General features: G+C 71.3%; 19 protein-coding genes. 5 read left to right on the top strand and 14 right to left on the bottom strand.

Features of this window, described 5'->3' with window-relative positions:
• Positions 1-78 precede the first annotated feature (78 nt).
• Positions 79-378 carry a hypothetical protein gene (locus ACEN9F_RS11845; protein WP_413420219.1) on the bottom strand — a complete coding sequence of 100 codons (300 nt, stop codon included), beginning with the start codon at positions 376-378 and terminating at the stop codon, positions 79-81.
• Between the two features lie 123 nt (positions 379-501).
• Between ACEN9F_RS11845 and ACEN9F_RS11840 the strand changes: the two genes are divergently transcribed.
• Complete coding sequence (locus tag ACEN9F_RS11840) at positions 502-1221, top strand: pseudouridine synthase (protein ID WP_413420218.1); 720 nt, start codon at positions 502-504, stop codon at positions 1219-1221.
• A gap of 13 nt (positions 1222-1234) precedes the next feature.
• Here ACEN9F_RS11840 and ACEN9F_RS11835 read toward each other — a convergent pair whose 3' ends face one another.
• Entirely contained in the window at positions 1235-2281 is a 1047-nt protein-coding gene (locus ACEN9F_RS11835) for a phytanoyl-CoA dioxygenase family protein (protein ID WP_413420217.1), read from the bottom strand.
• A gap of 143 nt (positions 2282-2424) precedes the next feature.
• Here ACEN9F_RS11835 and ACEN9F_RS11830 point away from each other — a divergent pair, with 143 nt between their 5' ends.
• Positions 2425-3423: a fumarylacetoacetate hydrolase family protein gene (locus tag ACEN9F_RS11830; RefSeq protein ID WP_413420216.1), complete on the top strand. Its 999-nt coding sequence runs from the start codon at positions 2425-2427 to the stop codon at positions 3421-3423.
• On the opposite strand, the gene ACEN9F_RS11825 is transcribed toward ACEN9F_RS11830, so the two are convergent.
• The gene (locus ACEN9F_RS11825; RefSeq protein WP_413420215.1) at positions 3420-4166 is read right to left on the bottom strand and encodes a class I SAM-dependent methyltransferase; all 747 of its coding nucleotides are present in this window, start codon (positions 4164-4166) and stop codon (positions 3420-3422) included. The genes ACEN9F_RS11830 and ACEN9F_RS11825 overlap by 4 nt on opposite strands.
• 9 nt (positions 4167-4175) lie before the next feature.
• Positions 4176-4880 (bottom strand): hypothetical protein, encoded by a 705-nt coding sequence (locus tag ACEN9F_RS11820; protein WP_413420214.1) that lies wholly within the window; start codon positions 4878-4880, stop codon positions 4176-4178.
• Between the two features lie 128 nt (positions 4881-5008).
• Here ACEN9F_RS11820 and ACEN9F_RS11815 point away from each other — a divergent pair, with 128 nt between their 5' ends.
• The 3 genes from ACEN9F_RS11815 to ACEN9F_RS11805 are packed head-to-tail and all read left to right on the top strand — an operon-like array spanning position 5009 to position 8139.
• The gene (locus ACEN9F_RS11815; RefSeq protein WP_413420213.1) at positions 5009-6286 is read left to right on the top strand and encodes a nucleotide sugar dehydrogenase; all 1278 of its coding nucleotides are present in this window, start codon (positions 5009-5011) and stop codon (positions 6284-6286) included.
• A gap of 1 nt (position 6287) precedes the next feature.
• Positions 6288-7073, top strand: coding sequence for a hypothetical protein (locus ACEN9F_RS11810; protein WP_413420212.1), 786 nt, complete (start codon positions 6288-6290; stop codon positions 7071-7073).
• A complete protein-coding gene (locus tag ACEN9F_RS11805; RefSeq protein ID WP_413420211.1) occupies positions 7066-8139 on the top strand; it encodes a GSCFA domain-containing protein in 1074 nt (357 codons plus the stop codon). The genes ACEN9F_RS11810 and ACEN9F_RS11805 overlap by 8 nt, the downstream gene beginning before the upstream one ends.
• Here the strand turns inward: ACEN9F_RS11805 and ACEN9F_RS11800 are convergent.
• The 10 genes from ACEN9F_RS11800 to ACEN9F_RS11755 are packed head-to-tail and all read right to left on the bottom strand — an operon-like array spanning position 8136 to position 26024.
• Positions 8136-9848: a GSCFA domain-containing protein gene (locus tag ACEN9F_RS11800; protein WP_413420210.1), complete on the bottom strand. Its 1713-nt coding sequence runs from the start codon at positions 9846-9848 to the stop codon at positions 8136-8138. The two genes, ACEN9F_RS11805 and ACEN9F_RS11800, sit on opposite strands and share 4 nt — an antisense overlap.
• Positions 9845-10558 (bottom strand): hypothetical protein, encoded by a 714-nt coding sequence (locus tag ACEN9F_RS11795; protein ID WP_413420209.1) that lies wholly within the window; start codon positions 10556-10558, stop codon positions 9845-9847. The genes ACEN9F_RS11800 and ACEN9F_RS11795 overlap by 4 nt, the downstream gene beginning before the upstream one ends.
• 6 nt (positions 10559-10564) lie before the next feature.
• Positions 10565-12568, bottom strand: a complete 2004-nt coding sequence (locus ACEN9F_RS11790; protein WP_413420208.1) for a class I SAM-dependent methyltransferase — start codon at positions 12566-12568, stop codon at positions 10565-10567.
• A complete protein-coding gene (locus ACEN9F_RS11785; protein WP_413420207.1) occupies positions 12556-13929 on the bottom strand; it encodes a polysaccharide deacetylase family protein in 1374 nt (457 codons plus the stop codon). Before ACEN9F_RS11785 ends, ACEN9F_RS11790 begins: the two co-directional genes overlap by 13 nt.
• Before the next feature lie 24 nt (positions 13930-13953).
• A complete protein-coding gene (locus ACEN9F_RS11780; RefSeq protein WP_413420206.1) occupies positions 13954-15441 on the bottom strand; it encodes a methyltransferase domain-containing protein in 1488 nt (495 codons plus the stop codon).
• Positions 15438-19868 (bottom strand): glycosyltransferase, encoded by a 4431-nt coding sequence (locus tag ACEN9F_RS11775; protein ID WP_413420205.1) that lies wholly within the window; start codon positions 19866-19868, stop codon positions 15438-15440. The genes ACEN9F_RS11780 and ACEN9F_RS11775 overlap by 4 nt, the downstream gene beginning before the upstream one ends.
• Positions 19869-19909: 41 nt before the next feature.
• Positions 19910-21115, bottom strand: a complete 1206-nt coding sequence (locus ACEN9F_RS11770; protein WP_413420204.1) for a glycosyltransferase — start codon at positions 21113-21115, stop codon at positions 19910-19912.
• Positions 21112-21747 carry a class I SAM-dependent methyltransferase gene (locus ACEN9F_RS11765; RefSeq protein ID WP_413420203.1) on the bottom strand — a complete coding sequence of 212 codons (636 nt, stop codon included), beginning with the start codon at positions 21745-21747 and terminating at the stop codon, positions 21112-21114. The genes ACEN9F_RS11770 and ACEN9F_RS11765 overlap by 4 nt, the downstream gene beginning before the upstream one ends.
• A gap of 3 nt (positions 21748-21750) precedes the next feature.
• Positions 21751-24132, bottom strand: coding sequence for a glycosyltransferase family 2 protein (locus tag ACEN9F_RS11760; RefSeq protein ID WP_413420202.1), 2382 nt, complete (start codon positions 24130-24132; stop codon positions 21751-21753).
• Positions 24129-26024 carry a glycosyltransferase family 2 protein gene (locus ACEN9F_RS11755; protein ID WP_413420201.1) on the bottom strand — a complete coding sequence of 632 codons (1896 nt, stop codon included), beginning with the start codon at positions 26022-26024 and terminating at the stop codon, positions 24129-24131. Before ACEN9F_RS11755 ends, ACEN9F_RS11760 begins: the two co-directional genes overlap by 4 nt.
• Positions 26025-26054 lie beyond the last annotated feature (30 nt).

The raw sequence follows: 26054 nt of genomic DNA, 5'->3' as shown, positions 1-26054 counted from the left end.
GTTGTAGTTCTTTCCAAGGGGGGCCGATATAAACAGTTTATCTTGTTGTCAGCACGATCTTGATTCAGTTTGATGGAACTACTCAACTGCATCATTGATGCGGAGTAGAGAGAATTTCGATTCCTCGTTAGAGCCCTGTGATGGGGCTGAGAACAGCGGCGCAATGCCGCTGTTTTCTATTTCGGCCTCGGTTTGCGCAAAGCCGCCGGCATCGAGCCAGGCCAGGAACTGGCGCTGCTGCTCGCTGTGCCATAGGGCCTGGGCGCCGGACGGCGGAGCGGCCGGGAGGTCGTTGCTGCGGCAGCTGGCCAGCAACAGTTCGGCGCGGTGCATGGCGGCCTGGGCTTGCGCCGCCGGGGGGGCGATGATGGTCGACATATGATGTCCTGCTGAGTTTCCTAGTGCAGTAGGCGGATTCCTAATGCGGTTTCAGTCTAACAATACATTTTTTGTCGTGACTTGATATGTATCAATGGTTGACCGTCCTGTAAAATCACGACCATGAGTAAACTATCCTTGGACCGCATCCTGCAATCGCAGGGTTTTGGCACCCGCAAATACTGCCGCTCCCTGATCGAGGACGGCGAAGTCAGTATCGGCGGCGTCGTGCATGACAACTACAAAGCCGGCATCGAGACCGATGGCCTGGTGCTGACCATCTTCGGCGACGAAGAGTGGGTCTACCGCCAACATCTGTATATCGCGCTGAACAAGCCCGCCAATTTCGAGTGCTCGCGCAAGCCCAGCCACCATCCCGGCGTGCTGACCCTGCTGCCCGAGCAATTCACTTGGCGCGAGGTGCAGCCGGTCGGCCGGCTCGACCACGACACCACCGGCATGCTGCTGATGTCCGACGATGGACCGTTTATCCATGCACAATCGTCGCCGAAGCGCCATGTTCCCAAAATCTACCAGGCCACCACGCAGGAACCGGTGAGCGACGACCTGGTGGCGCAGCTGTTGTCCGGCGTGCAATTGCACGACGAGCCGGCGCCGCTGGCGGCGCAAACCTGCGTCAAGCGCGGCGAGCACCAGCTGGAAATCGTGCTGGAGCAGGGCAAATACCACCAGGTCAAGCGCATGCTGGCGGCCGCCGGCAACCATTGCAGCGCCTTGCACCGCTCGGCCATCGGCGCGCTGACGCTGGAATCGCTGGGCATCGCCGAAGGCGAGTGGTGCTACCTGACCCCGGAACAACTGGCCATGCTGGCGCCGGCCTGAGCGTGATCAGGCGTCACAGGCGCAGCTTGCGTTTTTCCTTGATGCCGTAGCGCAGATAATGTTCGGCCGGATTCATGCCGGCCCTGGCGACGTCCGGGTTGGCCGCGAGGTAAAGCGCGGGATCGAAGGTGAGGTTCCAGCGCCGCTGCTTCGGGTCGGTGGCATGGATGAAGGTGTCCGGGATGTCGTAGCCGGCATAGCGGTTGGGCACCTTCTGTCCCGTCAGGATATTGGTCAGCTTGCGGAAAGCGATGCTGCCGTAAAACGGATCGGACAGCATCGGCGTGTAGTAGGCACACTCGTCGAAGAAGTAGTGCGTCACCTGGGACCAGCGGGTGCGCTGCGGATCGCGCTGCGGACTGCCGCCGTGCAGCAGGTTGGCGGCCCAGATCAGCGCCTGGCCTTTGCGCGCGTGGAAGCGCTGCGGCTGGGCCTGGCGCGCCTCCACCAGTTCGCGCCACATCGCTTCATAGAGTTTCTGGCTGGCCGCGCCGTCCATCTCCGCCACGCAACGGCCGATGTGTTCGTTGGTGTAGATCGGCCACTGGTGGCTGCCGGGGAAATACATCAGCGGGCCGTTGTCGTCGTCGGTGTCTTCCATGGCCACCCAGACGCCGCACATGAAGCGTTCCGGCGCCGAGCTGAAATGCAGCGAGTCGCTATGGAAATGCTGCTGCGTGCCGACCGGGAAGTTCAATGTCTGGAACGGCCACGCCGGGCGGCCGTACAGCTTGCCCAGCAATTCCAGCACCTGCTGGTTGCAGGCGATGCTCCGCACGTCGTCCTGGGTCTGCCAGGCGTTCTGCACCCGCAGGCTGTCGTCTTGCCGCCGATGGCCCTCGGCCCGCCATTGGGCCAGGTCGAACCGGTCCGCCAGGTCGCGCTGGATGTTGTCCGCCATGCGCGCGAAATCGGGTTCGGGAAAATCGAAGACCGCATAGCCCTGGTGCGCCAGGTCGAACGCTATCTTGCGCGTGGCCTCGTCGAGCGCCGGATCGCTGAAAATGCGCGCAAAAAACGGTGATTCGATGTGCGGGACGCCCGGTAGGGAGGTGATCATCGACTGTCTCCAAGTCTGCTGATGGATGGCATGGTAAATCAAGCGGGCGGCTGGGGCAATTGTACTGCTGCTTTGTACTGGTGCTTTCGCCGCCATCGCCCATCTGTTACAGTTTGGCCGGTGATGAACCTACCGCCCCACCCATGAAACTCGCTACCCTGAAAGACGACACCCGCGACGGCCAATTGATCGTCGTGTCGCGTGATTTGAAAACCGCGCAACTGGCCGACGGCGTGGCGCGCACCCTGCAGCGCGCGCTGGACGACTGGACCTTCATCGCGCCGCAGCTGGAGCAGATCTACCAGGACCTGAACCACGGCCGCGGCCGCCGCAGCTTCGATTTCGAGCCGAAAAACTGCATGGCGCCGCTGCCGCGCGCCTTCCAGTGGGCCGACGGTTCGGCCTATGTCAACCACGTCGAGCTGGTGCGCAAGGCGCGCGGCGCCGAGCTGCCGGCCTCGTTCCGGGACGAGCCGCTGATGTACCAGGGCGGCAGCGACGATTTTATCGGCCCGACCGACGATATCGCGCTGTTCCACGAAGAATGGGGCATCGACTTCGAGGCGGAGGTGGCGGTGGTCACCGACGACGTGCCGATGGGCGCCACCGCCGACCAGGCGCACCAGCGCATCCGCCTGCTGATGCTGGTCAACGACGTATCGCTGCGCAACCTCATCCCCGACGAGCTGGCCAAGGGCTTCGGCTTCGTGCAGGCCAAGCCGGCCACCAGCTTTTCGCCGGTGGCGGTCACGCCGGACGAGCTGGGCGAGGCCTGGAAGGGCGGCAAGGTCCACCTGCCGCTGCTCTCGACCTGGAACGACAAGCTGGTCGGCAAGCCGCAGGCCGGCGTCGACATGACCTTCAACTTCCCGCAGCTGATCGCGCACCTGGCCAAGACCCGCAACCTGCGCGCCGGCTCCATCATCGGCTCGGGCACGGTGTCCAACAAGGACGCCAAGCGCGGCTATTCCTGCATCGCCGAGCAGCGCGCCAGGGAAATGATCGCCGGCGGCGCGCCGCTCACGCCGTTCATGGCCTTCGGCGACACCATCCGCATCGACATGCTCAACGGCGACGGCAAATCCGTGTTCGGCGCGATCGAGCAAAAGGTGGCCCAGGCGGTCGCCCGCAAGTTCGCCTAGAGCTGCTCCATAAAGCAGAGCTCGCAGCCGATCGAGGTGATCGACAGGTCGGTGGGCGAGACTTGCTGGCGCGCGCGGATCTGCTCCAGCAGCGGCGCCAGCTTCGGCAGGAAGGGATCGCTGCGTATCTTGAACTGCAACACCAGCGCGCCGACGTCGCGCACGGCATTGAGGAAATCCGCCGCCGTCATGCGGTTCAGGTTGCCGCGGTAAGCGTTCCAGCGCTCGGGGAACTGTTCCTTGATGGCTTCCGGCGTCATCCACAGGTGTTCCCAGTTGGTGCGCCCGAGGTGGCCGCCGATGGCCGAGAACCACAGCCCGTCGGCGTAGATGGCGATCCGCCCGCCGGGGCGCAGCAGCGGCCGGAACGCGTTGAGCACGCCCTTCAAATCCATCACGTGCTCGAACACGCCGTTCGAGATGATCAGGTCGTAGCGCTGCGGATGGTCGATGGCCAGGTCGTGGACGTCGCATTGATGCATCGAGTAATTGAACTCGCCATAGCCCTGCTCGGCCATCACCGCCGCCAGCGGCTGGTGCTTCGGCGGGCTCAGGTCGATGCCCAGCGCCGACCTGGCCCGGCGCCGCGCGCACCACAGGATTTCATTGCCCAGGCCGCAGCCGAACACCAGCACATCCTTGCCCGCCGGATCGCCCAGCGGCAGCAGCGCCGCGTCCAGGCCTTTTTCGCGTTGCACGATATATTGCTTGCAGGTTTCGATCTGTTGTTCGCTCAGTTGCATGCTCGGCTTTCAGGTTGCGGCCAGCGCCGCCAGCGGCTGGTGGTGCTCGGGATGGCGGTAGAAAAAGTGGACCGGCAACACCAGGCCGGTGACGGGATCGCTCGCTTCGAGCATGCTCATGTGCAGGGGCTGCTGCTCGCGGCGGAAATGCCGCAGCACGTCGCGGCCGTAGCGGCGCCGCATGCTGCCCGCCGGCCCGGCCTGGATCGAGGTCCAGGGCCGTGCCTGCGGATCGGCCAGGCACGCCAGCAGCACGCCCTGCGGGGATAGCAGCCCCATCAGTTGGTGGAAGTCGCCGCGGTCGTCGTCCAGGAATTCCAGCACGTGGACCAGCGCGATCAAGTCGTAGCTGCCGTTCATGGCGCCATGGAGCTGCGGCGCCAACCGGCCCGGCGCCGGCTGCGGCGAGAGCGTCCACGCGGGCAGGCGCCGCGGATCGAACACCGGCGGGGCGCCGACCTGCAGCGCGCGCCGCCACGCCAGGTAGTCCGGAGGCAACATCCGCAGCGCGGCGCCGACGGCGCGCTGGCGCTCCAGCGCGCCGCAGCCCATGCAGTGCGGCGCGCTCCCGTCCGGCCCGGTCCGGCCGCCCGGGCCGGGACCGAACCCGGCGCCGCCGCACAGGTTGCAGCGCGGCTGGCGCGAGGCGTCCGCGCCGCTCATCGGATCGGCGCGCCGGCGCGGCGTCGGCAGCGTCGGCAAATAGTGACACACTGCGGAAATATGTGCATGTTCGTCATGTTTTGTGTGAATATGCTATTGCTGACAGCATCGTTGATATACCGCCGTTTGTCGAGCCCTTCGGCCGCCGCGGCGACTGACGAAAGGCGACGCGCATGGGAATGGCTATCGCAGTAATCGGGCTGGGCTATGTGGGCCTGCCGCTGGTGGTGGAATTCGGCAAGCATATGCCGGCGCTGGGCATGGACCAGAGCACGCACAAGGTGGCGTGCTGCCAGCGTGGCGAAGACCCGTCGCGCGAGCTGTCGGCGGCGCAGATGGCGGCGGCGGTGCACGCGCGCTACACCGCCGACCCGGCCGAGCTGGCGCAGGCCGACATCCTGATCATCGCCGTGCCGACCCCGGTCGACGCCGCCCACACACCGGACTTCGCGCCGCTGATCGACGCCAGCCGCGACGTCGGCCGCCACATGAAGCGCGGCGCCACCGTCATCTACGAATCGACCGTGTATCCGGGCGCCACCGAGGAAATCTGCATCCCCGAGCTGGAGCGCGCCTCCGGCCTGCAATGGAAGCGGGATTTCTTTGTCGGCTATTCGCCCGAGCGCATCAATCCCGGCGACCGCACCCACGTGCTGACCAACATCGTCAAGGTGGTCTCGGGCGACACGCCGGAGACGCTGGCGCGGGTGGCGGCATTGTACGAGACGGTGGTCGAGGCCGGCGTGCACCGCGCCTCCAGCATCAAGGTGGCCGAGGCCAGCAAGGTGATCGAGAACACCCAGCGCGACCTCAACATCGCGCTGATGAACGAGCTGGCGATCATCTTCGACCGCGCCGGCATCGACACCGCCGAGGTGCTGAAGGCGGCCGGCACCAAGTGGAACTTCCTCAAGTTCCAGCCCGGCCTGGTGGGCGGCCATTGCATCGGCGTCGATCCCTACTACCTAACCTACAAGGCGGACATGCTGGGCTACCACCCGCAGGTGATCCTGGCCGGGCGCCGCATCAACGACGGCATGGCCAAGTACGTGGCCGAGCAGACCATCAAGAACATGATCGCGGCCGGCCTGCACATCAAGGGCGCGCGGGTCAACGTGCTGGGCCTGACGTTCAAGGAAAACTGCGCCGACCTGCGCAACTCCAAGGTCGCCTGCCTGATCCAGGAGCTGCAGGCCTACGGCGTCGAGGTCTTCGTGCACGACCCGTGGGCCGATCCGGCGCAGGCGCTGCACCACTACGGCCTGGCCTTGCACGCCTGGGACGACTTGCCGGTGGCCGACGCCGTGGTGGCGGCGGTGGCGCACCGCCAGCTGACCGCGCGCACCACCGCCGAGTTCAGCGCCAAGCTGGCCGACGGCGGCTGCTTCATCGACGTCAAGTCCTGCTTCGCCACGGCCGGCCTGGCCGAGCGCGGCGTGCGCGTCTGGCGCCTGTAAGATGGACGCCGCCGTCAGCCAGGTCCAGATTGTCGGCCTCAGCCACGTCAACGCCGTGCGCGGCGCGCTGGCGCGCGATCCCGCCGCGCTGCCCTGTCCGGTCCAGGTGCTGCATATGCTGTCGGCGGTGCCGAGCCGCCGCTTCGTCGTCGATGAGGACGGCGCGCCGCAGCTCGACCCGGGCCTGCGGGCGACGGTGCGGGCGGTGGCCGACAGCGGCAAACTGGTGTTTTCCCAGGTCGGCGGCAACACCCACCATTTCTTTGGCCTGATGCGCCATCCGCAGCCGTTCGATTTCATGCTGCCCGAACGGCCGGCGCTGGCGCTCGACGACGGCGCCCGGCTGCTGACCTGCGGCTACGTCAGGGCGGCGCTGCGGCACATGATGCAAGCCGAATTCGACATGCTGGCGGCGCTGGCCAACGCCACCCGCGCGCCGCTCTGCCATCTGGAAAGCCCGCCGCCGATCAGCGACAACGGCTATTGCGAACGCCTGCTGCCGGCATCGTTCCAGCCATGGATCGCGCAGGGCCGCAGGGTGGCCGCGCCCGCGCTGCGCTACAAGCTCTGGCGCCTGCACAGCGGGCTGGTGGCCGCCGAGTGCCACCGGCTCGGCATCGGATTCCTGCCGTGTCCGCCGGACGCGATGGATGAAGACGGCTTTCTGCTGCCGCCGTACTGGTTCGACCCGCTGCACGGCAACGCCGACTACGGCGCGCTGCTGCTGCGCCAGCTGGCGCAGCGCATCAGGCGGACGGACGCGCCCGCGGAGCCGGCGCATGGCTGACCATCCCTACCGCGCGTTGCCGGCGACCGCGCACTGGCGCCGCGGCGTGGCCGATGTCCCGCTGCCGGAGATCGATCCGGTCGGCGACTTCAAGTTCAAGCTGGCGCCGTCGGACAAGGTGGCCAGCGCGGGCAGCTGCTTTGCCCAGCATATCGCGCGCCACCTGGCGGCCGGCGGCCTGCTGCATTACGTGGCCGAGCCTGGACATCCGCTGGGGACGGCTGAAACCGACCGGCAATTCGGCTACGGCATGTTTTCCGCCAGATACGGCAACGTCTACACCTCGCGCCAGCTGCTGCAGCTGTTGCTGCGCGCGCTGGGCGAATTCACGCCGCAAGAGCCGTGCTGGCGCGCCGCCGGCGGCGGCTATCTCGATCCGTTCCGGCCCACGGTGGAGCCGGACGGTTTCGCCAGCCGGGAGGAAATGGAGGCCGACCGCGCCGGCCACCTGGGGGCGGTGCGACGCATGTTCGAGACGCTGGACGTGTTTGTCTTCACGCTGGGCTTGACCGAATACTGGCGCGCGCGCGCCGACGGCGCCGCGTTCCCGCTGTGCCCGGGCGTGGCGGGCGGCGCGTTCGAGCCGTCGCGCTATTGCTTCGACAACCTGTCGGTGGCCGAGGTGGTGGACGACATGCGGCGCTTCCGCGACCGCCTGCTGGCGCTGAACCCGCGCGCGCGCATCATCCTGACGGTGTCGCCGGTGCCGCTGATGGCCACCATGGCGCCGCGCCACGTGCTGCTCTCGAACGCCGCCTCCAAGGCCATCCTGCGCGCGGCCGCCGACCAGCTGGAGCGCGAGCACGAGCGGGTCGCCTATTTCCCTTCCTATGAAATCGTCACCGCCGGCGCGGCGCGCGGGTGCTACTTCGATCCCGACCTGCGCTCGGTGACGGCGGAGGGCGTGGCCCACGTCATGCGGCTGTTCCTGCTGCACGCGGCGGCGCAGCCGGAGGCCGGCGCGGCGTGCCAGCCCGGGCTTGCCGATGCGGACGCGGCGGCGCAGCGCTTGGCGCACGACACCAGGCGCGGCGTCGACGCGGTCTGTGACGAAAACCTGCTCTAGCGGCACGCGGCGAGGTAGGCGCTGGCCTCGCCGTGGTCGCGGAAGAACAGGTGCACCCGCTGCGCGCTGCCGCTGCAGGGATCGGCGCTGTCGACCGCCACCGTCGCCAGGTCCTTGGCGCCGCAGCCGAAGTGCTCGGCCAGGTCGGCGCCGTACAACTGGTAGGGCTGCTGCGCCCGCCCTTCGTCGTTGAGGCCGCGCGCGGTGGCGGCGCGCTCGTCGGGGGCGATGAAGCAGATGGCCATCAGCCCCTTGGGCGTCAGCATCCGGTACAGCAGGTCGAATTGTTCGCGGTCCTGGCGGACGAATTCCAGGCCATACACGACCGAAATGAAATCGTAGCCGGCGGCGATCGCGGGGTTGCCCGCCAGCTCCTCCAGCGGCGCCTGGTCGCAGGCCGCGAACCAGCGCCGGTCGGCCCCCTGTTCCGCGCCCGCCAGCAAGGCCCGCCGCCAGCGCAGCGCGTCGCCGGGCAGCGACTGCAGCACCCGGGCCAGGCTGCGGTGCCGCTCCAGCGCGCCGCACTGCAGGCAGCACGGCGCGTCGCCGTTCTGCGCCATGCGGCCGGCCGGGCCGGGGCCGAACCGCAGGCCGCCGCACAGATTGCACGCCGGCGCGGCCGGGCGGGGCGCCGCTTGCAGCAGCACCTCTTCGTCGCAATTGGCCTTGACCAGTTCCTGCATGGCGCCGGCGTGCGCGTCGGCCGGCGGCGCCAGCGCCAGCGCGGCGGCGGTCGGCGGCAGCGCCGCCAGGCCGGCGAAATGCTGGAGGAAGACGCGCATGACGTGGCGCACGCCGGCCTCGGTGACGGAGCGCAGGTCGTCGGCGAAATAGCGGCCGCGCGCATGGCTGCCGGTGATGATTTCGTAGGATGGCATATACGCCACCAGCGGCCGGGCGTCGCTGATTTCGCCGCAGGCCGCCCGCAGCACCGACTTCGAATACGTGGTGGCGGTCAGCACGTGCTGGTCGGCGTGGCCGGTGGCGGCCAGCGGAACGGGCGACACCGTCAGGACGATCCTGGCGCCGGGATTGACGGCGCGCAGCAGGTCGATGAAGGCCAGCATGTCGTCCACCACTTCGGCCACGCGGAAATTGCGCAGGCGATAGCGGCCGGCGTCGATATCGTCGGCGACCACGGCCGGGCACAGCGGAAACACCACGCCGTCCGCCGCCGCTTCCCAGGCCTCGGTGAGGCCGAGCGTCAACACCAGCACGTCCAGGCTTTCAAACGCGGCGCGCACCGCCCGCAGGTGCTGCGCGCGGTCGGCCAGCAGCTCTTCGCGCGAAGCGAAGCCGCCGGGCTGGATGGCGGGCCGGAACGGGTCGATGTACGCGCCCCCGGCGCCGCGCCAGACCGTGTCCCCGGGGACCAGCTGGCCGTAGGCGCGGCGGTACAGCTGCAGCAACTGGCGGGCGGTATACAGGTTGCCGTAGCGCGCGCTGAAGGTGCCGTAGTTGTAGGCCGACGCCTCCTGTTCCGTGGCCATGGGGCTGGCCGCCTCGGTCACCAGGAAATGGAAGCCGGCCGCGCGCAAATGCCGCGCGATGTGCTGGGCGAAGCAGCTGCCCGCCGTCGCCACCTTGTCCTGCCGGCCGATCTGGAACGGCGCCGCCGTCATCGGATCGAGCAGCTCGCCGGCCTGGTCGGCCACGCCGCGGCTCCAGAAGCAGTGCTTGGGCAACTGGCTGTAGGGATGTTGTTTCATGCGCCGGCCTCGGTCTCGTTCAGGGCGTGCAACTGCTGGATCATCAGCTTGCCATACAGCAGGTTGCCGTGGGTCGGGTCGTCGCGGCAAAACTGCTGGCGCAGCATGCCGTCCTGGTCCACGGACTGCGGCGGCACCGGCACGAAGCGCATGCCGGAGCGGGCGCAATATTCCCGCAGCAGTTGCGTATGCAGGCGCCAGAACTTGTAGCGCAGGCGGTCCGGCGCCAGCCCGTGTTGCGCGATCGCTTGCGCGAAGCCGGCCGGGTGGCGCAGCACGTGATCGCGCGGGCTGGGAGCGGGCGGTTCGATCACATACAGCGGCCGCTGCCTGAATTGGGCGTGAAAAACCGCCAGGTCGGCGAAATCCTGGCGCATATGGCGCTGCAGGATGGCCTTCAGCAGGCCATACGGGTAGAGCGTCGCGTCCGCCACCAGCGGCAGCTGCGGCTGCTCGGGCAGGTGGAAATCAAACGGCCCGCCGGGATGGTTCACCAGGCCGAGGACGATGTGCCTGCTGGCCCGGATAAACAGGCAGACGCGCGCGTACGGGCCGCCGTCGACCTCGGCGAATTCGCCGGGGGCGCGGTATCGGACGCTGCCGTCGGCCTGCTCCTCCATGCAGTAGAGGAAGTCGAGATCGTTGTCCGGCGAGCCCACGCCCCTGAGCGCGTTCATATGGCTATGGCCGATGCAGAGTATCTTTTGCATGGCCGCTTATCCGCACCGGGCGTCCTGCGCGCGCGCCAGCTCCGCCAGCAGCCGGCCCACCAGCGGCGCCTGCGGCGCCAGCTGCACGCTGAAGCTCCAGCCGGCGCCAAGCTGGCGCAGGATGCTGGCCGGCAGCGCCGGATGGAATTGCGGATCGTCGCCGGTGGCGATCAGGTACAGCGCGCCGTCCGCGCGGCAGAAGCGGGCGTTGCGCCAGTCCTGGCCGGCGTGCCCGGCGGCGTCCCAGCACCACATCAGCGCGCCGCTGGGATTGCGCAGCTCCATGCCGGCGATGCGCGCGGCCAGCGCGCCGTCGGCGATGTCGAAGCGCAATTGCTCGATGCCGGCCGCCGCCGGCAGCGTGAACAGCAATTCCTGCAGGCTGCCGTCCAGCGCGATGGACAGGCTGGCCGCGCGCGCCTCGCTAAAGTCGTTGTCGCGCTGGCGCCAGAACAGCTGCGCCGTCATGTGCGGCGCCGGCGCCGGCCTGGGCATGAAGCGGGCCGGCGCCGCCGGCGCCTGCGCGAACACGCGCGCGATGTCGCCGCCGGCGCTGCGCTCGAGGAATTGCTGGTAGCTCATCAGGCCGGAATATTCCTGGTGCTGCGCCCGGTATTGCTGGTAGCTGATGTCGACGTCCAGCGGATAGTCCAGCACCAGGCCGTCGTTCCAGACCAGGCCGACGCCGAAGTCCTCCGACACCGTGACCGCCCGGCCGCGGTTGTGGTGGCGCAGCAGCGCGAACGCCTTGTAGGTCTCGCCGACCCAGGCGCCGTGGCGGCGCGCCAGCGAGGTCTGCTCCTCGCGCTCGGGATGGCAGTCGTGCACCACCAGCACGCCGCCCGGATTGAGCAGCGCCGGCAGCGCGCGCAGCGCATGGTCGACGTCGGGCCGCACATGGACCGGGTCGAAGAAGATCACGTCGAAGCGCCGGCCGGCATGCCGTTCCAGCAGCTGCGGCAGCGGCAGCAGGTCCTGCGGCGGCACGTCCGCGGCCAGGCGCAGCAGGCGCGGCAAATTGCGCGCGTCGAGATAGGAATGCTCCGGCAGGTAGGCCAGGGTCTTGCTGTCGCAGACGATGTCGGCGTAATAGGTGGCGCCGTCGAACTTGTTGTATTCGAGGTAGCTGGTGAAACCGAAGCAGCGTATCAGGCGGTTGATGATGTCGCCCTTGCTGAGGCGCAAGCGGCTGCCGGCGTCGTGCTGGTCCGGCGCCGGCAGCGCCAGCGGCGCCAGGCCGTAGTGGCGCCGCCGTTCGTGCACCAGGCGCGCGAAATATTCCCAGCTGTGCTCGGCGGCGATGCGCGGTTCCGGCGCCAGCGTCCAGTCGTCGGCATAGCCCAGCGCGGCCATCAGCGGCGCCAGCGGCGGGCGCAGCCAGGCCACGTCGTCGGCGGTGAACCAGTGGCGCCAGTCGCCGGCGCCCTTGGTGCGGGCCACCCGCTGGTATTGCGGATCGACGCTGGCGCCGGCCCGCACCGGCAGCCCCAGGTAGTCCGACAGCGCCTGCAGCCGGCCCGCCACCAGGTCTTCGTAGCGCAGGATGAACCAGTCGCCGGCGGCGGCGGCAAACGACGCCAGCGCCCCGCCGTGGGCCAGGGTGTCGGCCAGGAAGCACGAGGGCTCGCCCAGCGGCGGCAACTGCCGCAGCGAGACCGATCCCGGCGCCTGCTGCTTGCGCTGCAGCAGCATCGCATAGACGCGCAGATAGGCCGGGTCGTCCAGCAGCACGCGGTGCGACGCCACCAGGTACAGCAGCCGGCTGATCAGGTTGTCGCGCGGGTCGCGCACCAGCAGGATGCGGCGCTCGAAGCCGGCGCCGAAGGCGGCGATGCGGTCGGCGCGCTCGTGCTCGAAGATCAGCTTGACGGCGGCGTGCGGCGGCAGTTGCGCCAGCTCGGCGATGGGGACTTCGAAGTGCAGCGCCGGCTGTCCGCCCATGGCCTGCGCCACCGCGTACAGCAGCGCGCTGGTGCCGCTCTTGGCGTTGCCGACGATCAGGCAGCGCATGATGCCGCCCGCTGGCGCGCCAGCGCGTCGCCGAACACCTGCTGCGGCGACAGCCAGCGCACGCAGGAAAATTCCGCCAGCACCGCGTGCAGCTGGCCGAGGAAGTGCCAGCTGCCCTCGGCCATCGCGTAGTGATGGCTGAGGATGCCGACCGGCTCGTCCAGCGCGCCGTGGCGGCGCGCCCGCAGCATCGCCGCCAGCCGCTCGGCCAGCATAGCCGGCGCATGCACGCCGGCCTTCACGCGCCAGTCGACGATGTCGATGTGGGTGTCGACCCGCTGCACGCCGCCGGCGGCGGCGTGCGGCAAGCCGTAGTATTGCGACAGGCCGTACAGGCCGATGGCGGGCAAGGCCGCCACCAGCGGATCGGCCAGGCTGTTCCAGGGCGGCACCAGGACCGGCATGAAGCGCGCGCCGAACAGCTCGCGCATGCGGGCATGGCCTCGCTCCAGTTCGGCGCGCGCCACGGCCGGCGCGCGTTCGGCGCCGAATTCGCTTTTCGGCGCGCCCTCGGGCGCGTGGTTGACGTGGCCCCAGCCGTGCTGGCAGAACGACAGCGTCGGCAGCGCGGCGGTGTCGCGCGCCAGCGCCGGATCGGCCCGCTGCGGGATCACCGCCATCAGCACCGGTGCCCGGTAGCGCTGCGACATGGCGGCCAGCCGCGTCAGCGGCGCGCCGGACCGGACCAGGTCGTCGTCGCGCCACCAGAGTGTGCAGTCGGCCCGCGCCGCCTGCCACTCGGCCAGCTCGGCGCGCAGCGGCGCAAAGGGGTCGGCGATGCCGCCGCTGGCCGGCTGCAGCGCGGGATTCCATGCCAGCAGGTGCCGCAGCCACAGCGCGGCGTCCTGGTCCGAGCGGAACAGCAGCCAGCCGGGCCGGCGCGCCGCGCCGCACGGATCCTGCTGGTCGAACGCCAGCACGCTGCAGGCCATGGGCAGGTCCGCCAGCCGTTGCAGCATGAGGTCCAGCCGCTGCCGCGGCGGCGCGCCGTCGGCCGCCGCGCCGATGAAGTAGGCGACGCCGCGCGCCGACAGCGCCGCCATGGCGGCGGCAAGCGGGAGCGTCTCGGCCGGCGCCGTTGCCGCGGCATCGTCGGTGGCGGCCGGCGCCAGCACGGCGGCGATGAAGTCCGCCGGCGCGCCGGACCCGGCGTCCGGCCGGAACCACTGGCGGTTCAGGCCGGGCAGCGCGGCCGGCAGGCGGGCCTGGCGCCAGTCGAGCAAGCCCAGCGGCAAGCCGCTCAAGCCGTCGCGCGCCATGCGGTCCAGCGCGCTGCCGCCGCAGACGGCGCACGCGGCGCCGCCGTCGACGGCGCCGCCGCACAGATTGCAGCACGGCGCGGGCGCGCGGCTATCGGCCATGGCCGGCCATCCGCGCCAGGCCGCTCACGGCATGACCTCGTCGACGATGCGCAGGCTGCCGTTCCAGCCGCGCAGCCAGGCGCTCAGCAGCGCGATGTCCGGCGCGTGCCGGGCGAACAGGTGCACCGCGTCGTGGGCGCCGGTGACGGGATCGCTGCCTTCGATCACCAGCATGCCCATCTGCTTGGCCGCGCAGCCGAAGCGCTGGTAGACGTCGCGGCCGTACAGGTGGAGGTTGTCGTAGCGGTCGACGCCGCGCTCGAAGTCCTGGCTGCGCTCGCGCGACAGCGGCCTGCCGAAGCAAATGTGCAGCAGCCCGCGCGGCGACAGCACGCGGTGCAGCTCGTCGAAGGCGGCCAGGTCGTTCGGGATGCACTCGAGCACGTGGCTCAGCGTGATGAAATCGTAGCTGCCGTCGGCGCGGGCGATGGCCTGGATGTCGAGGCTGTTCTCGCCGCCGTAGACCGAGATTTCGTGCTGGCGGAACCAGCCCGGGTGGGCGCCCTGGTCGGGGCTGAACTGCAGGGCGCGACGCCAGTCGAGGAAGCCGATCGGCAGCGCCTGGAACAGGTGGCGCACCAGCCGGTGGCGCTCCAGCGCGCCGCACTGGCGGCAGTGCGGCGGCAGGCCGGTGCTGCTCATGCGGCCGGCCGGACCGGGGCCGAACGCGCCGCCGCCGCAGATGTTGCAGACGATCTGCGGCGGCGCCTCGGGCTCGATGGTGGCCGGCGCCGGCACCGGCACGGCCGCGGCCTGCTTGCGCAGCACGAACCAGTCCTGGAATTCGCCGTGGTGGGGATCGGCCAGCCAGGAGCCCGGCTGGTGCGCGGCCACCGTCAACCCTTCGGCCGCGAACAGCCGGCGCAGGAACGCTTCCTCGTAGGCGATCACGTGCAGCGGCTCGGCCGGATTGTGGATGTAGGCGTGCTCGGAGATCTGCTGGGTCAGCGGATAGCGCATGGCATGGTGCTGGGCCGCCAGCGAGTAGCCTTCGGGCAGGCTGAAAAAGGTGACGATCCAGCTGCCGCCGTCGCGCAGCAGTTGGCCGATGCGGCGCAGGTACTGGCGCACGTCGTCCTCGTACATATGGGTAAACACCGAGAAGGTGGTGATGCAATCGAAGCTGCACCCGGCGTACGGCAGCTCGAGCGCCTCGAACGGCAGGCCGCCCGGGTTGTAGCGGGCGTTGTGGACGTTGACGAAGTCGAAGCGGTAGCGCTCGCCGTCCGGCGGCGCGTCGAAGTGCTGGCGCAGCCAGTCGATATGTTCGGGCAGGATGTCGAAGCCGCGGTAGCTGCCGCGGAAGCCGGCGCGGCGCAAGCCATAGGCCAGGCGGCCGTAGCCGCAGCCGACGTCGAGCAGGTCGGCCGTCAGGTCGCCGCCGATGCGCTTGAGCACGTTGGCCGCCAGGCCATCCGAGATCGGCAGGAAGTTGTCCTCGGTCTCGCCCATGAAGCGCAGCGGCTGTGGCGGGATCAGTACGGCCGCCGCCGTGTCCTGGGCCGCGCTCATGGGCGCGGCTCCAGCGGCGCCAGCCGCGCCACCGTTTGCAGGATGACGTCGACGCGGTGCCCGAAGGTATGCTTGGCCACGATCAATTCACGCAATTGCTTGCCCTCCTTGCTGGTTTTCTGCTTGCTCTTCCGCAACCTGGCGACGCCGGCCGCGAGATCGTCCGGCGTGCTGTAGTAATGTACCGCATCGCCGAACAGCGCGCGGCAGGCCGGCATGTCGTCGCTGACGATGGTGGCGCCGCAGGCGCCGGCGTCGAACAGGCGGTTGCTGACGAAACCCTGCTGGCGCATGTCGCTCCAGTGGTCGTTGAGCACCACGCGGGCGGCCGAATAGTAATGGCGCAGCCGCGCGTTCTCGACATAGTCCTGGCGCACCTTGTCGGGCGGCAGGATGCCTTCCCACTGGCCGCCGTAGACGCTGAAATCGACGCCGCCGGCCAGCGCATACTGTACCACCTCGCGCAGCTGGCGGCGCGAGTTGCCGACGAAAATCACCTCCGGCACCTGCAGCTGCGGGTCCAGTTCCGGGTGGAACAGCGCCGGGTCGGTGCACTGCAGCAGCGGGCTGACCTGGTCGCCCATGCGCGTGCCGAGCCAGGCGGCAAAGCTGTCCGAGGCGACGAACACGTGGTGGTAGCGCTGCAGCTCGGTCACGGCGACCTCGTCCGGATGGCTGATCAGCCAGGCCAGGTTGATGGCGGTCGGCTGCGGCTGGTAGGCCGACAGGCCGCGCAGCACCAGCACCACGTCGTCGCCGGCGGTCAGGCCGTTGTACCAGTCGGGCAGGATGTCGATGCGGGCATGGTGGCCGCGCGCCTCCAGCGCGCGCTTGATGCCCAGCGCGAAATGGTAGTCGCCCCATTGATGGCGCTGCGCCATGTCGGGCACGCCGATCTTGATGGCGAAGCGCAGCGTGGTGTCGAGCATGTCCTGCAGGCGCCGGCGGAAGGTGGCGGCGCGCTGGTCGTAGGTGTGCCGGGTCAGCACCTCCTGGTGCAGGCGCGCGGCCAGCGCCTCGCGCTCGGCGTCGTGCTCGAGGTAATGCCTGAGCAGCGCCTGCAGCTCGGCGTCGGTGTCGAAGGCCGGCAGCAGGCCGGGGAACAGCTCGTCGGCGCCGCCGCGGCAGTTGGTCAGCACCAGGCGGCCGCTGGCGAGGGCGTCGAACACGCGCGAGTTGAGCGAGTTCCAGTCGCGCGTGACCGGATGCGAGTCGTCCAGCACGACCTTGGCCGAGCAATAGATCTGCGGCAGCGCCGCGTACGGCACGGCGCCGCGCCAGTGCTGGCGCCAGTCGGGCCGGTCTTGCCAGCCGTGGCCGTAGATGGCGAAGCGGTAGCGCTCGCGCGCCAGGTCCTGCAGGCCGATGGCCTCGCGCTCGGCGCCCCAGTAGCTGCCGGTGAAGGTGACGTCGCTGGCGTGCTCGGCGACGGCCGGCTGCGGCCGGAAGCGGCTGGCGTTGGCGGCGATCGGCAGCAGCGTGCCGGCCACGCCGCTGACCGCCTTGACATGGTCGAGCGCCTTCTGCGACGACGCGAACACCAGCTGGTAGGACGCGAACTGCGGCGCCGCCAGCCACTGGTCGACGCGGTTGCGGATCCAGGCCACCGTCACCAGGCCGGGATTGGCGTCGCTGACCTTCTCGATCGCATAGTCGTGGCGCATGACGACCAGCACGTCGGTGCCGGGCAGCTGGTGGGTCGGCATCGCGGCGAACATCACTTCCCAGCCGTACAGGCGGTGCAGCGCCTCGCCGAATTCCAGCGCGGTGAAGAAGTCGCCGGCCGGGGTGCTGATCGCGGTGGCGGTGACGGCGATCGTCACGCGCAGCGGCGTCGGCCGCCACAGCGTGTCGCCGTCGACCAGCGCGCGCAGGATGGTGCGCGTCAGGCGGCGCCCGTGGCGCTCGACGTACAGCTTGCGGTTGTTGCTGTGCAGCTGGGCCGTATACATTTTCTGCTGGGTGCCGGTGAGGATCTTGGAGTCGCGCGTGGCGCTGCGGTTGTGCAGCGCCACCGCGGCGGTCTCGCACAGCACCGCCTTGCCCAGCCGGGCGCGCAGCGTCAGGCACAGGTCGACGTCCTCCATGCCGTACACATAGCCTTCATGGAAGCCGCCGACGGCCTGGAAGTCGGCCGCGCGGCACATCAGCAGCGCGCCGGTGGCGATCGGCAGGTCGTAGCAGCCGGCCAGGTCGGCGCCCGGCTGTTCGCCCAGCTCCATCGGCGCGTAGTAGCGCTGGCCCTGGGCGCCGAGGACGTCGGTCTTGAACTGCACGCCCTGGTGGTGGGTGATGTAGCGCCAGGCGCCGGCGCCGTCGGCCAGCGGTTCGAGCAGCTTGAGGCCGACCGCGCCGACCGCCGGGTCGGCCAGCCGCGCCAGCATCGGCGCCAGGCAATCGTGCAGCATCACCAGGTCGTTGTTGGCGAACACCAGGTAGCGGCCGCGCGCCAGCGCGGCCGCGTGGTTGTTGGAGGACGAGAACGAGAAGTTGACGCCGCGCGCCAGCACCCGCAATGGCAGCCGCTGCGCGTATTCGGCCGCCACCGCCAGGCTGTCGTCGCTGGAGCCGTGGTCGACCAGCAGCAGCTCGTACGGATGCTGCCATTGCACCCGCGTCATCGAGTCGAGGAAGTCGCGCAGGATGGCGGCGCCGTTCCAGTTCAACGCGATCACCGACAGCAGCGGCGCGTCGCCGGCGGCCGGCCGCTCCGGCGCCGGCGCCTGGCCGCTGCCATGCCACAGGCGGTCCGGCACCGCATGGCGGTAGTGGCCGTCCGCCGGCGGCGCGAGCTGGCGGCCGAAATGGTCGACCAGCGGGAACAGCAGCGCGCCGTAGTCGTGCTTGAGTTCGAGGTCGCCCTCGACGATGACCACCCGCAGCCGGCGCTTGGCGCCGTTCATCAGCCGGGTCGGCAGGCGCACCAGGAACACATGGTGGCCGTGCCGGTTGTCGTTGCGCAGGCGGGCGCTGAAGCGGTTGGCCTGCACCACCTGCACCAGCTCATGGTCGACATACACCGCCACGTGCACCGGCCGGGCCGGCTGCTTGCGGTCCCAGGCCCAGCCCATGACCATGCCGCTGTTGGCCTGCTCGACAAAGCCCTGGTAGCGCTCCTCGGGCGCGATCGCCGCCAGCTGCTCGGGCTTGAGCTGCAGCGGCACGTCGTGCTCCAGCTTGAGGTGCAGCGTGGCGCCGCCGGCGCGCACCGCGATGTGGCGCGCCTGGCCGTCGTACAGCGCGGCCGGGAACGGCAGGTGGAAGCCGTGCACGCCGTCGATCTGGAACAGCTGGTTGACGTCGCGCCGCGGTTGCAGCGAGCGGGCCTGGCACAGCAGCTGCTCGCCGTCGTACAGGCCGACAACCAGGCTGTCGGCCGGCGCGTTGGTGTCGTAGACCCAGCCGGTGATGGCGTGGCCGTCGAGCTGCTCGACGCGGCCGCAGACCGCCTGGCGCCACGCCAGCGAGACGCCGCCGCCCTGGGCCCGCAGCCGCTGGCGGGTGCCGCGCAGGTTGACCGCCAGCGCGTGGTCGGCGCCGTCGTCGAGCGTGTACGGCAGCTCGAACTTGAAGTTGAAGGCGTCGCCCTGCAGCGCGCCGAGCTCGACCGGCATCTTGCCCAGGTTGCGCCCGCCGTCGTCGACGCGCAGCTCGGCGACGCCGCCCGGCAGTCCGGCCGGATCGATCCAGCCGTACAGGATGCCGTTGCGGACCCGGAAGCTGCCGCCGTCGTAGCGCTGGAACGGCAGGCCGTGCTCGGGCAGCGCCAGTTGCGCGTCGAGCTCCGGCACCCGCAGCAGCAGCCGGTGCGGCTGGCCGTCGAACAGCAGGTCGGGCGCGGCCAGGTGGAAGCCGTGGGTGCCCGGATCGATGCCGGCCTCCAGCACGTCGGGGCGGAATTGGTTGGCGGCGCAGGCCGGCTGCGGCTGGCCGTCGATATGCAGCTCGATGGTCAGCGCCAGCGCCGGGTCGGCGCAGCGCAGCCAGCCGCTGAAGCCGCCCGCTTCGGCCAGGTCCAGCGTGATCAGGTCGCCGCGCCGGCCGGCCGACGGGGCCGGGCTGGCCGGCGCGCCGGCCGCGGCCGCCGTCGCCGCGCGCGGCAGGCGCAGCGTGGTTTCAAACACATGGGCTTCGAGCGTGTCGAGGCCGAACGGCGGCAGGTGCTTGGGCAGCGGCCAGTGGAAGCCGCAGTGCAGGCCGGCGGCGCCGGGCAGCGTCAGGTCCGGGCGCGGCAGCGTGCAGCTGGTGAAGCCGGCGACCTGGCCGCCGATGCGGAATTCCAGCGCCAGCGGTTCCTGCGGGCTGTCCAGGTCCAGGCACCAGCCGCTGACGCCGTCCGGGCCGATGCTGTCGATCTGGCCGCGGATGGTGCGCGCGCGGGCGTCGCCGTCCGGGCCGGCGGGGGAGGAAAGGCTGATCGGTTCCATGCGGTCTCCTGCTGCGATAGGGATGGTCAAGGGGCGATGGCTCATGCGGCCGCGCCCAGCCACTGGCGCTGCCGCGCCAGGCAATGGCGCAGTTCGATTTCCGGCAGCACGCGCGGCGGCCGCGGCGCGCCGGGGCCGGCCGCGCAATGCGCGGCGATGGCGTCGGCGTAGCCGTCCTGGTCGAAAAAGCCGCGCGTCTCGATGCCGAGGCGGCCGGCGAACTCCAGCACCGGCGCGGTGGCCGAGGCCACCAGCGGCACGCCGCTGGCGGCCGCCTCGAGGAAGGACCAGGACAGCACGAACGGCACGGTCCAGTAGGCGTGCACGCGGCTGACGCTGAGCAGCTGCAGGTATTGCGCGTAGCCGATGTTGCCGACCAGGTGGACGCGCGCCATGTCGAGGCGGGGGCCGACCTCGGCCAGTAGGTGCTCCTTCCAGCTGCCGCCGCCGGGCGCCAGGCTGCCGTAGCCGGGTTCGCTGCCGCCGACAATCACCGCGTGCGCCCGCGGCCGCCGCCGCAGCACCTCGGGCAGCATGCGCATGAACACCTGGAAGCCGCGCACCGGCTCCAGGTTGCGCGCCACGTAGCTGATCACCTCGTCGCCCGGCTGGAACTGCAGCGCGCGGCCGTCGCGCCGCAGTTCCAGTCGCGCGTCCGGGTCGTGGCGCAGGCGCGCGCTGTCGATGCCGTCGTGGATCACGCTGATGCGTTCGCGCGCCCAGGCCGGGTAGGTGTTGCGCTGCCACTGCGTCGGCGAGACGGCGGCGTCGGCCAGCTCCAGGCTGAGCAGGTTGGTGCTGTTGCGCAGGCGCAGGCGGCAGCGTTCGGCGAAGCTGAGCGCCGGCAGCGCCGGGTCGAAGCCGACGTCCTGGCCTTCGAGCGCGTAGTAGTACTCGCAGTAGATCAGCAGGCGCGCGCGCGGGAACACGTCCTTCAGGAACAGCGCCTCGCCCCAGCCGGGGTGGGCCACGATGACGTCCGGCGTGTAGCCCTCGCGCTGCAGCTGCAGTGCGGCGGCGGCGGCGGCCTCGGCGTGCAGCACCTGGCCTTCCTGGTGCTGCAGCAGCGGATGGGTGTCGGCCGCGGCCGGGCGCAGCATGCGGTAGGTGCGCAGCGTGACGCCAGCCGGCACCGGCTGCTGGTAGCGGCCCAGCGCCACCACCTGGTGCGCCGGATCGCGCCCCAGGTCGGCCGCCAGGTGCAGGAACTGGCCGGGGAAGTTCTGGTGCACGAACAGGATCTTCATTGCGTCACCCCGGCCAGCTCGTCAAACACGGCGGCGCCGGCGGCCGGCATGCTGGCCACGGCCCACAGGTCCCAGTGCCGGCCCTCGTGCACCCGCACTTCGTGGAAGCCGGCCGCCAGCAGGCTGCGCCCCAGCGTGGCGGCGGTGAAGCCGGTGCGGTGCGCCATGTAGCCGTTGCCGGCGGCCAGCGAGGCCTGGTGGCCGAACACGATGTCGAGCGCGCTGATCGGGCCGGCGGCCGACTGGTACAGCGGCTCGTCGAGGCGGCCGGCGGCGATCTGCAGCGCCACCGCGCGCAGGTCGGGCAGCGTGATCAGCGCGTAGCCGTCGGGCTTGAGCACGCGGCGGAACTCGGCCAGCGCGCGCGGCACCTGATGGCCTTCGAGGTGCTCCAGGTTGTGCGAGGAAAACACGGCGTCGATGCTGGCGTCGGCCACCATGTGCAGGTCGCTGATGCTGGCGACGATGTCGGGCGCCACGGCGGCGTCGATGTCGAGCCGGATCTCGCGCCACTGCGGCGGGCCGAAGCAGGCCGGCAGGCGCCGGTTGCCGCGCGGGCCGCAGCCGACGTGCAGCAGCTGGCGGGCGGCGGCGTTTGGTACGGCAAGGGTGTCGGCGGCGCGCGGCGGCATGGCTCAATCCTCTGCGGCGGGCAGGCCGGCGCGGCGCGGGGCGCGCGGCCGCGGCGGCAGCGCCAGCCCGCTGAACAGCGCGCTGCGCAGGTCCAGGCTCAGGCTGGGATGGTAGGCGCGGTCGTCCAGCAGCGCCGCCTGCCAGCGCCGGCGCAGCCGCTCGGATTCGCGCAGCAGGCGCTGGCGCTGGGCCGGCGTGGTGTCGTGGCCGCGGCTGGCCGATTCGGCGTGCAGCAGGCGCGCGTGCGGGGTCCAGACGATGCGCCCGCCGCCGCGCTGCAGCTTCAGGCACAGGTCGACGTCGTTGAAGGCCACCGGGAACGCTTGCGCGTCCATGCCGCCGGCGGCCAGGTAGTCGCGCTTGCGCAGCAGCATGCAGGCGGCCGTCACGGCGCTGACCCGCTGGCTGAGCTGGTTGCGGCCGTGGTCGCCCCAGTCGGCGTCGGCCAGGTGGTTGCCGTAGTGGCCGGCCAGGTTGCCGAGGCCGAGCACCACGCCGCCGTGCTGCACCATGCCGTTCGGCCACAGCAGCTTGGCGCCGGCCGCCACCACGCCCGGCTGCAGCAGCGCGGCCAGCAGCTCCTCGAGCCAGCCGTCGTGCAGCGCCTCGACATCGTTGTTGAGCAGGCCGACGATCTCGCCGCGCGCCAGCGCCACCGCATCGTTGTTGAGGGCGGCGTAGTTGAACGGCCCCGGCCGCGCCAGCACGGTCACGCCGCGCCTGGCCAGCGCGCGCAGGTAGCGCCGGCTGGCCGGCTGCACCGAGCCGTTGTCGACCACGATCAGCTCCAGCGCCGGCCACGCCGTGTGGCGCTCGATGCTGTCGATGCAGCGCTGCAGCAGGTCGCCGTGGTCGCGGGTCGGAATGATCAGGCTGACGGCCGGCAGGGCGGCCGGCAGCGGGTGCCGCACGCGGCGCGCGGCGTAGCCGGCATCGGCCGGGGGCGCCAGCGGCGCCAGCGTGCTGCCGGGCGCGATGCGCTGCAGCGCGGCGGCGGCGGCGGCGTGGCGGGCTTGCCGCTGCCCGGCGTCGGGCGGCCGGCGGCGTTGGTACAGCACGCGCGGCACATGGACGATGGCCTCGGCGCCGTCCCGCCACAGGCCGGCCAGCACTTGCCAGGCCAGCGCCGCCGGATCGGCCGCCGCCTGCGCGCCGGCGGCGCGCACCGCGTCGGCGCGCATCAGCATGCCGTCCAGCGGATAGTCGCTGGCCAGCGCGTACTCGGGATTCCAGGCCGGTTTGAACCATGGCCGGCCGTCGCATTCGCTGTCGGCATACACCAGTTGCGCGCCGGGCAGGGCCAGGCCGTCCAGCGCCCAGGCCAGCGCCTGCGGCGCCAGCGCGTCGCCGGCCTGCACGCAGCCGAGCACCTGATTGCCGTCGTCCAGCGCGGCGCGCAGCGCGGCCGCGAAGGTCGGCAGGGCGCGGCCCGGGCCGGCGGCGTACACGCGCAGCGCCTGCCCGGGCCGCGCCGCCAGGCTGGCCGCGCTGTGCGCGTAGGCCTGGTCGTCGCCGGGGCCGCTGACGATGATGGCCACCGACGGCGCGGGGCCGGGCCGGGCCGGGCCGGGCGCGCCGGGCGCGGCGCACAGCGCCGTCCACTGCCGGTACCCGGCTAGGCCGAGGCCGCGCGGCAGCAGCCGTTCGTATCCCTGGATCACGTCGGTCAGCAGCGCCGGCTGGTCCGGCGGCAACAGCGCGCGCAGGCCGGACGCATGGCAGCAGACGGTGACCGGGCTGCCGTTGAGCGGCACGCCGTCCTGGTCGACCACGCGCACGCTGTGGGGCTTGCCGTCGGCCAGCTCGACCGGCAGTTCCAGCTGGAAGCCGTGGCGCTCGGCGGCCTGGCCGCGCAGGTGCGGGTAGAACCGGTCGGCGCGCGCGCCGGCCACCAGGAGGGCGCCGACAAACGCTTGCACGGTCTGGGTTTGCGGCAGGTAGGGATGGCGCGACCAACCGTGCAGGCGCAGGCCGCCGTCGCCGTAGACGCCGCCGGCCGTGCCGCCCTGGGCGGCCGGCGGCGGCGCATGATCGGCGTGGCCGGGCAGCACGACGGCGGTGTTGGCGACGCGCACCGTCAGCATGCCGCGCGCGGCGCCGTCCAGCGCCCCAAGGTCGGCCACGAAACCGTGGCAGGGGTCGGCGCCGTCCAGCTGCGCGGCCAGGTCGGGACGCGCCACATCGGCCACCGTGGCGGCGATCGCTTCGCCGTCGAGCAGGACCTCCAGCACCACGCGCGCCTGCGTGTCGCGCCGGTCGAGCGCCCAGCCGTACAGCAGCTCGCCTTGCACGCCTTCCAGCCGGCCCAGCCAGCGCCGCGCGCCGGCCTTGCCGGCGGCGCGCGTGCCGTGGAGGACGGCGGCCGGCGTGCGGGGTTGATTCATGCGCGGCGCTCCCCGTGGACGGGCTCGGCCAGCCAGGCGGCCAGCCAGGCGCCGGCGTCGAAACCGGCGTCGAGGCGGACCGCGGGCCGGCCGGCCGGCGCGGCGGCGCCGTCCTCGGCCAACACCACGGCGCAGCCGACCAGGTCCAGTAGCGCCTGATCGTCCAGCAGCGCCGCCGCCTGCGGCGCGGCGTCATCCGCCGGCGCCGCCGGGTCCGGCGCGGGCGGCAACAGGTCGACCACGCCGGTGCGCCACAGCGCTTCGCTGGCGTCGCCGATGACCAGCAGCCGCGGCGCGGCGATCAGGCGCGCCAGCCGCAGCAGCTGCGCGGCATGGGCCGCGCCGTGGCGGTGGCGCCAGACCGCGATGCGGCGGCAGCCGGACGGCAGCGGCGTGTCGGCGGCGGCCGGACGGCGCCCGCGCGCCGGCTGGGCGGCGCCGGCGGGCGCCAGGCGGGCGCGCAGGCGCTGGCGCGGACCGGCCAGCGGGTCGTCGCGCAGGAAGCGCTGGTAGTCCGGGTAGTAATCGGGGTAGCGCGCCAGCAGCACGGCGCGGTTCTGGCGCACCCGCAGTTTTTTTTCGTCGCCGAACGAGACGCCGCCCGCATGGGCCACGTAGACGCCGGTCGCCGCCAGGTGGCGGTAGCCGGCGGCGCGCGCGCGCAGGCACCAGTCGACTTCCTCGCCGTAGCCGCGCTGCAGGCCGACGCCGTCCAGCACGCCGACCGCGTCGAGCGCGGCGCGCCGCATCAGCATGGCGAAGCCGCAACAGGCCGGCAGTTCGATGTCGGCGCCCATCCCGCCACGGCGCAGCGCGGCGGCGGCGGCGTCGAGCCGGCGCAAGCCGGCCGGGCCGGGCGCCGGCGCCGCCACGCCGATGCTGGGGAAGCTGCTGATCTCGCCGTTGTTGGACCACGGCGTGACGGCGGCGATGTCGTCCGCGCTGTACAGCGCCGTCAGCAGGCGGTCGATCCAGTCGCCGTGCACCAGCGTGTCGGCGTTCAGCAGCAGGACGTCGTGGCTGCCCGGCAGGCGCAGCGCGCGGTTGACGCTTTCTATGAAGCCAAGGTTGTGGCGGTTGCGCAGCAGTGTGATGCGGCCGGCGGCGGCCAGGCTGTCGAGCCAGGCCGACAGCGCCGCTTCCGGGCTGCCGTCGTCGATCACCAGCACGGCGGCCGCCGCGCGGTTGTGCGGCAGGCTGGCCAGCACGCTGGCGAGGCAGGCCTGCACCGAGGCCAGGCCGCGGTACACCGGGATCACCACGGCCAGCGCCGCGTCGCGCGCGGCGGCCGGCGCGGCGGCCGCTCCCGGCGCGGCGAACGCCAGCGGCGAGCCCGGCAGGGGCGCCGCCGCCGTGGCCAGCGACCACACGCCGTCCGGCTGCGGCGGCACCACGCGGAAGCGGCCGGCCGGCAGCGTGAGCTGGTAGCGGGCCTGGGTCAGTTCGTCCTGCAGGTGCAAGGTCTGCGGCCCGCCGAACAGCAGGCCCTCGATGACGTCGCCCGCTTTCCAGCAGGCGCCGGGCGGCGCGGCGGCGGCGGCTTGCAGCGCCGACAGCAGGCTGGCGTGGCTGCCGTCGCGGCAGCGCGCCGGCAGCAGCGCCGGTCCCAGCGCGGCGACCCGGGCGGTGTCGCCCTGCGCCAGCCAGGCCTGCAGCAGGCCGTCCTGCAGCCGGGCGTCCAGCGGCGCGCGGCACCAGGCCTGGTGCCAGGCGGCGGCGGCAAGCGCCGGCCGCGCGGCTTGCACGATGGTGGCGCGCAGCAGCGCCGGCAAGGCTTCGGTGGGCAATAGGCGGCAGGCGGATTCCGCCGCCAGCAGGGCGTCGCCGGGGCGGCCGGCCTTGAAGGCCGAGACCGCCTGCTCCAGCAGGAAATCGGCGCGCCTGCGCGGCACGCCGAACTCCAGCGGCAAGGGGGAGTGCGT

The sequence above is a fragment of the Duganella sp. CT11-25 genome (assembly GCF_047302815.1).
GTDB lineage: Bacteria > Pseudomonadota > Gammaproteobacteria > Burkholderiales > Burkholderiaceae_D > Rugamonas.
Note: the sequence above shows the minus strand (reverse complement) of the source record. Positions and strands in the feature narration are given on the sequence as shown.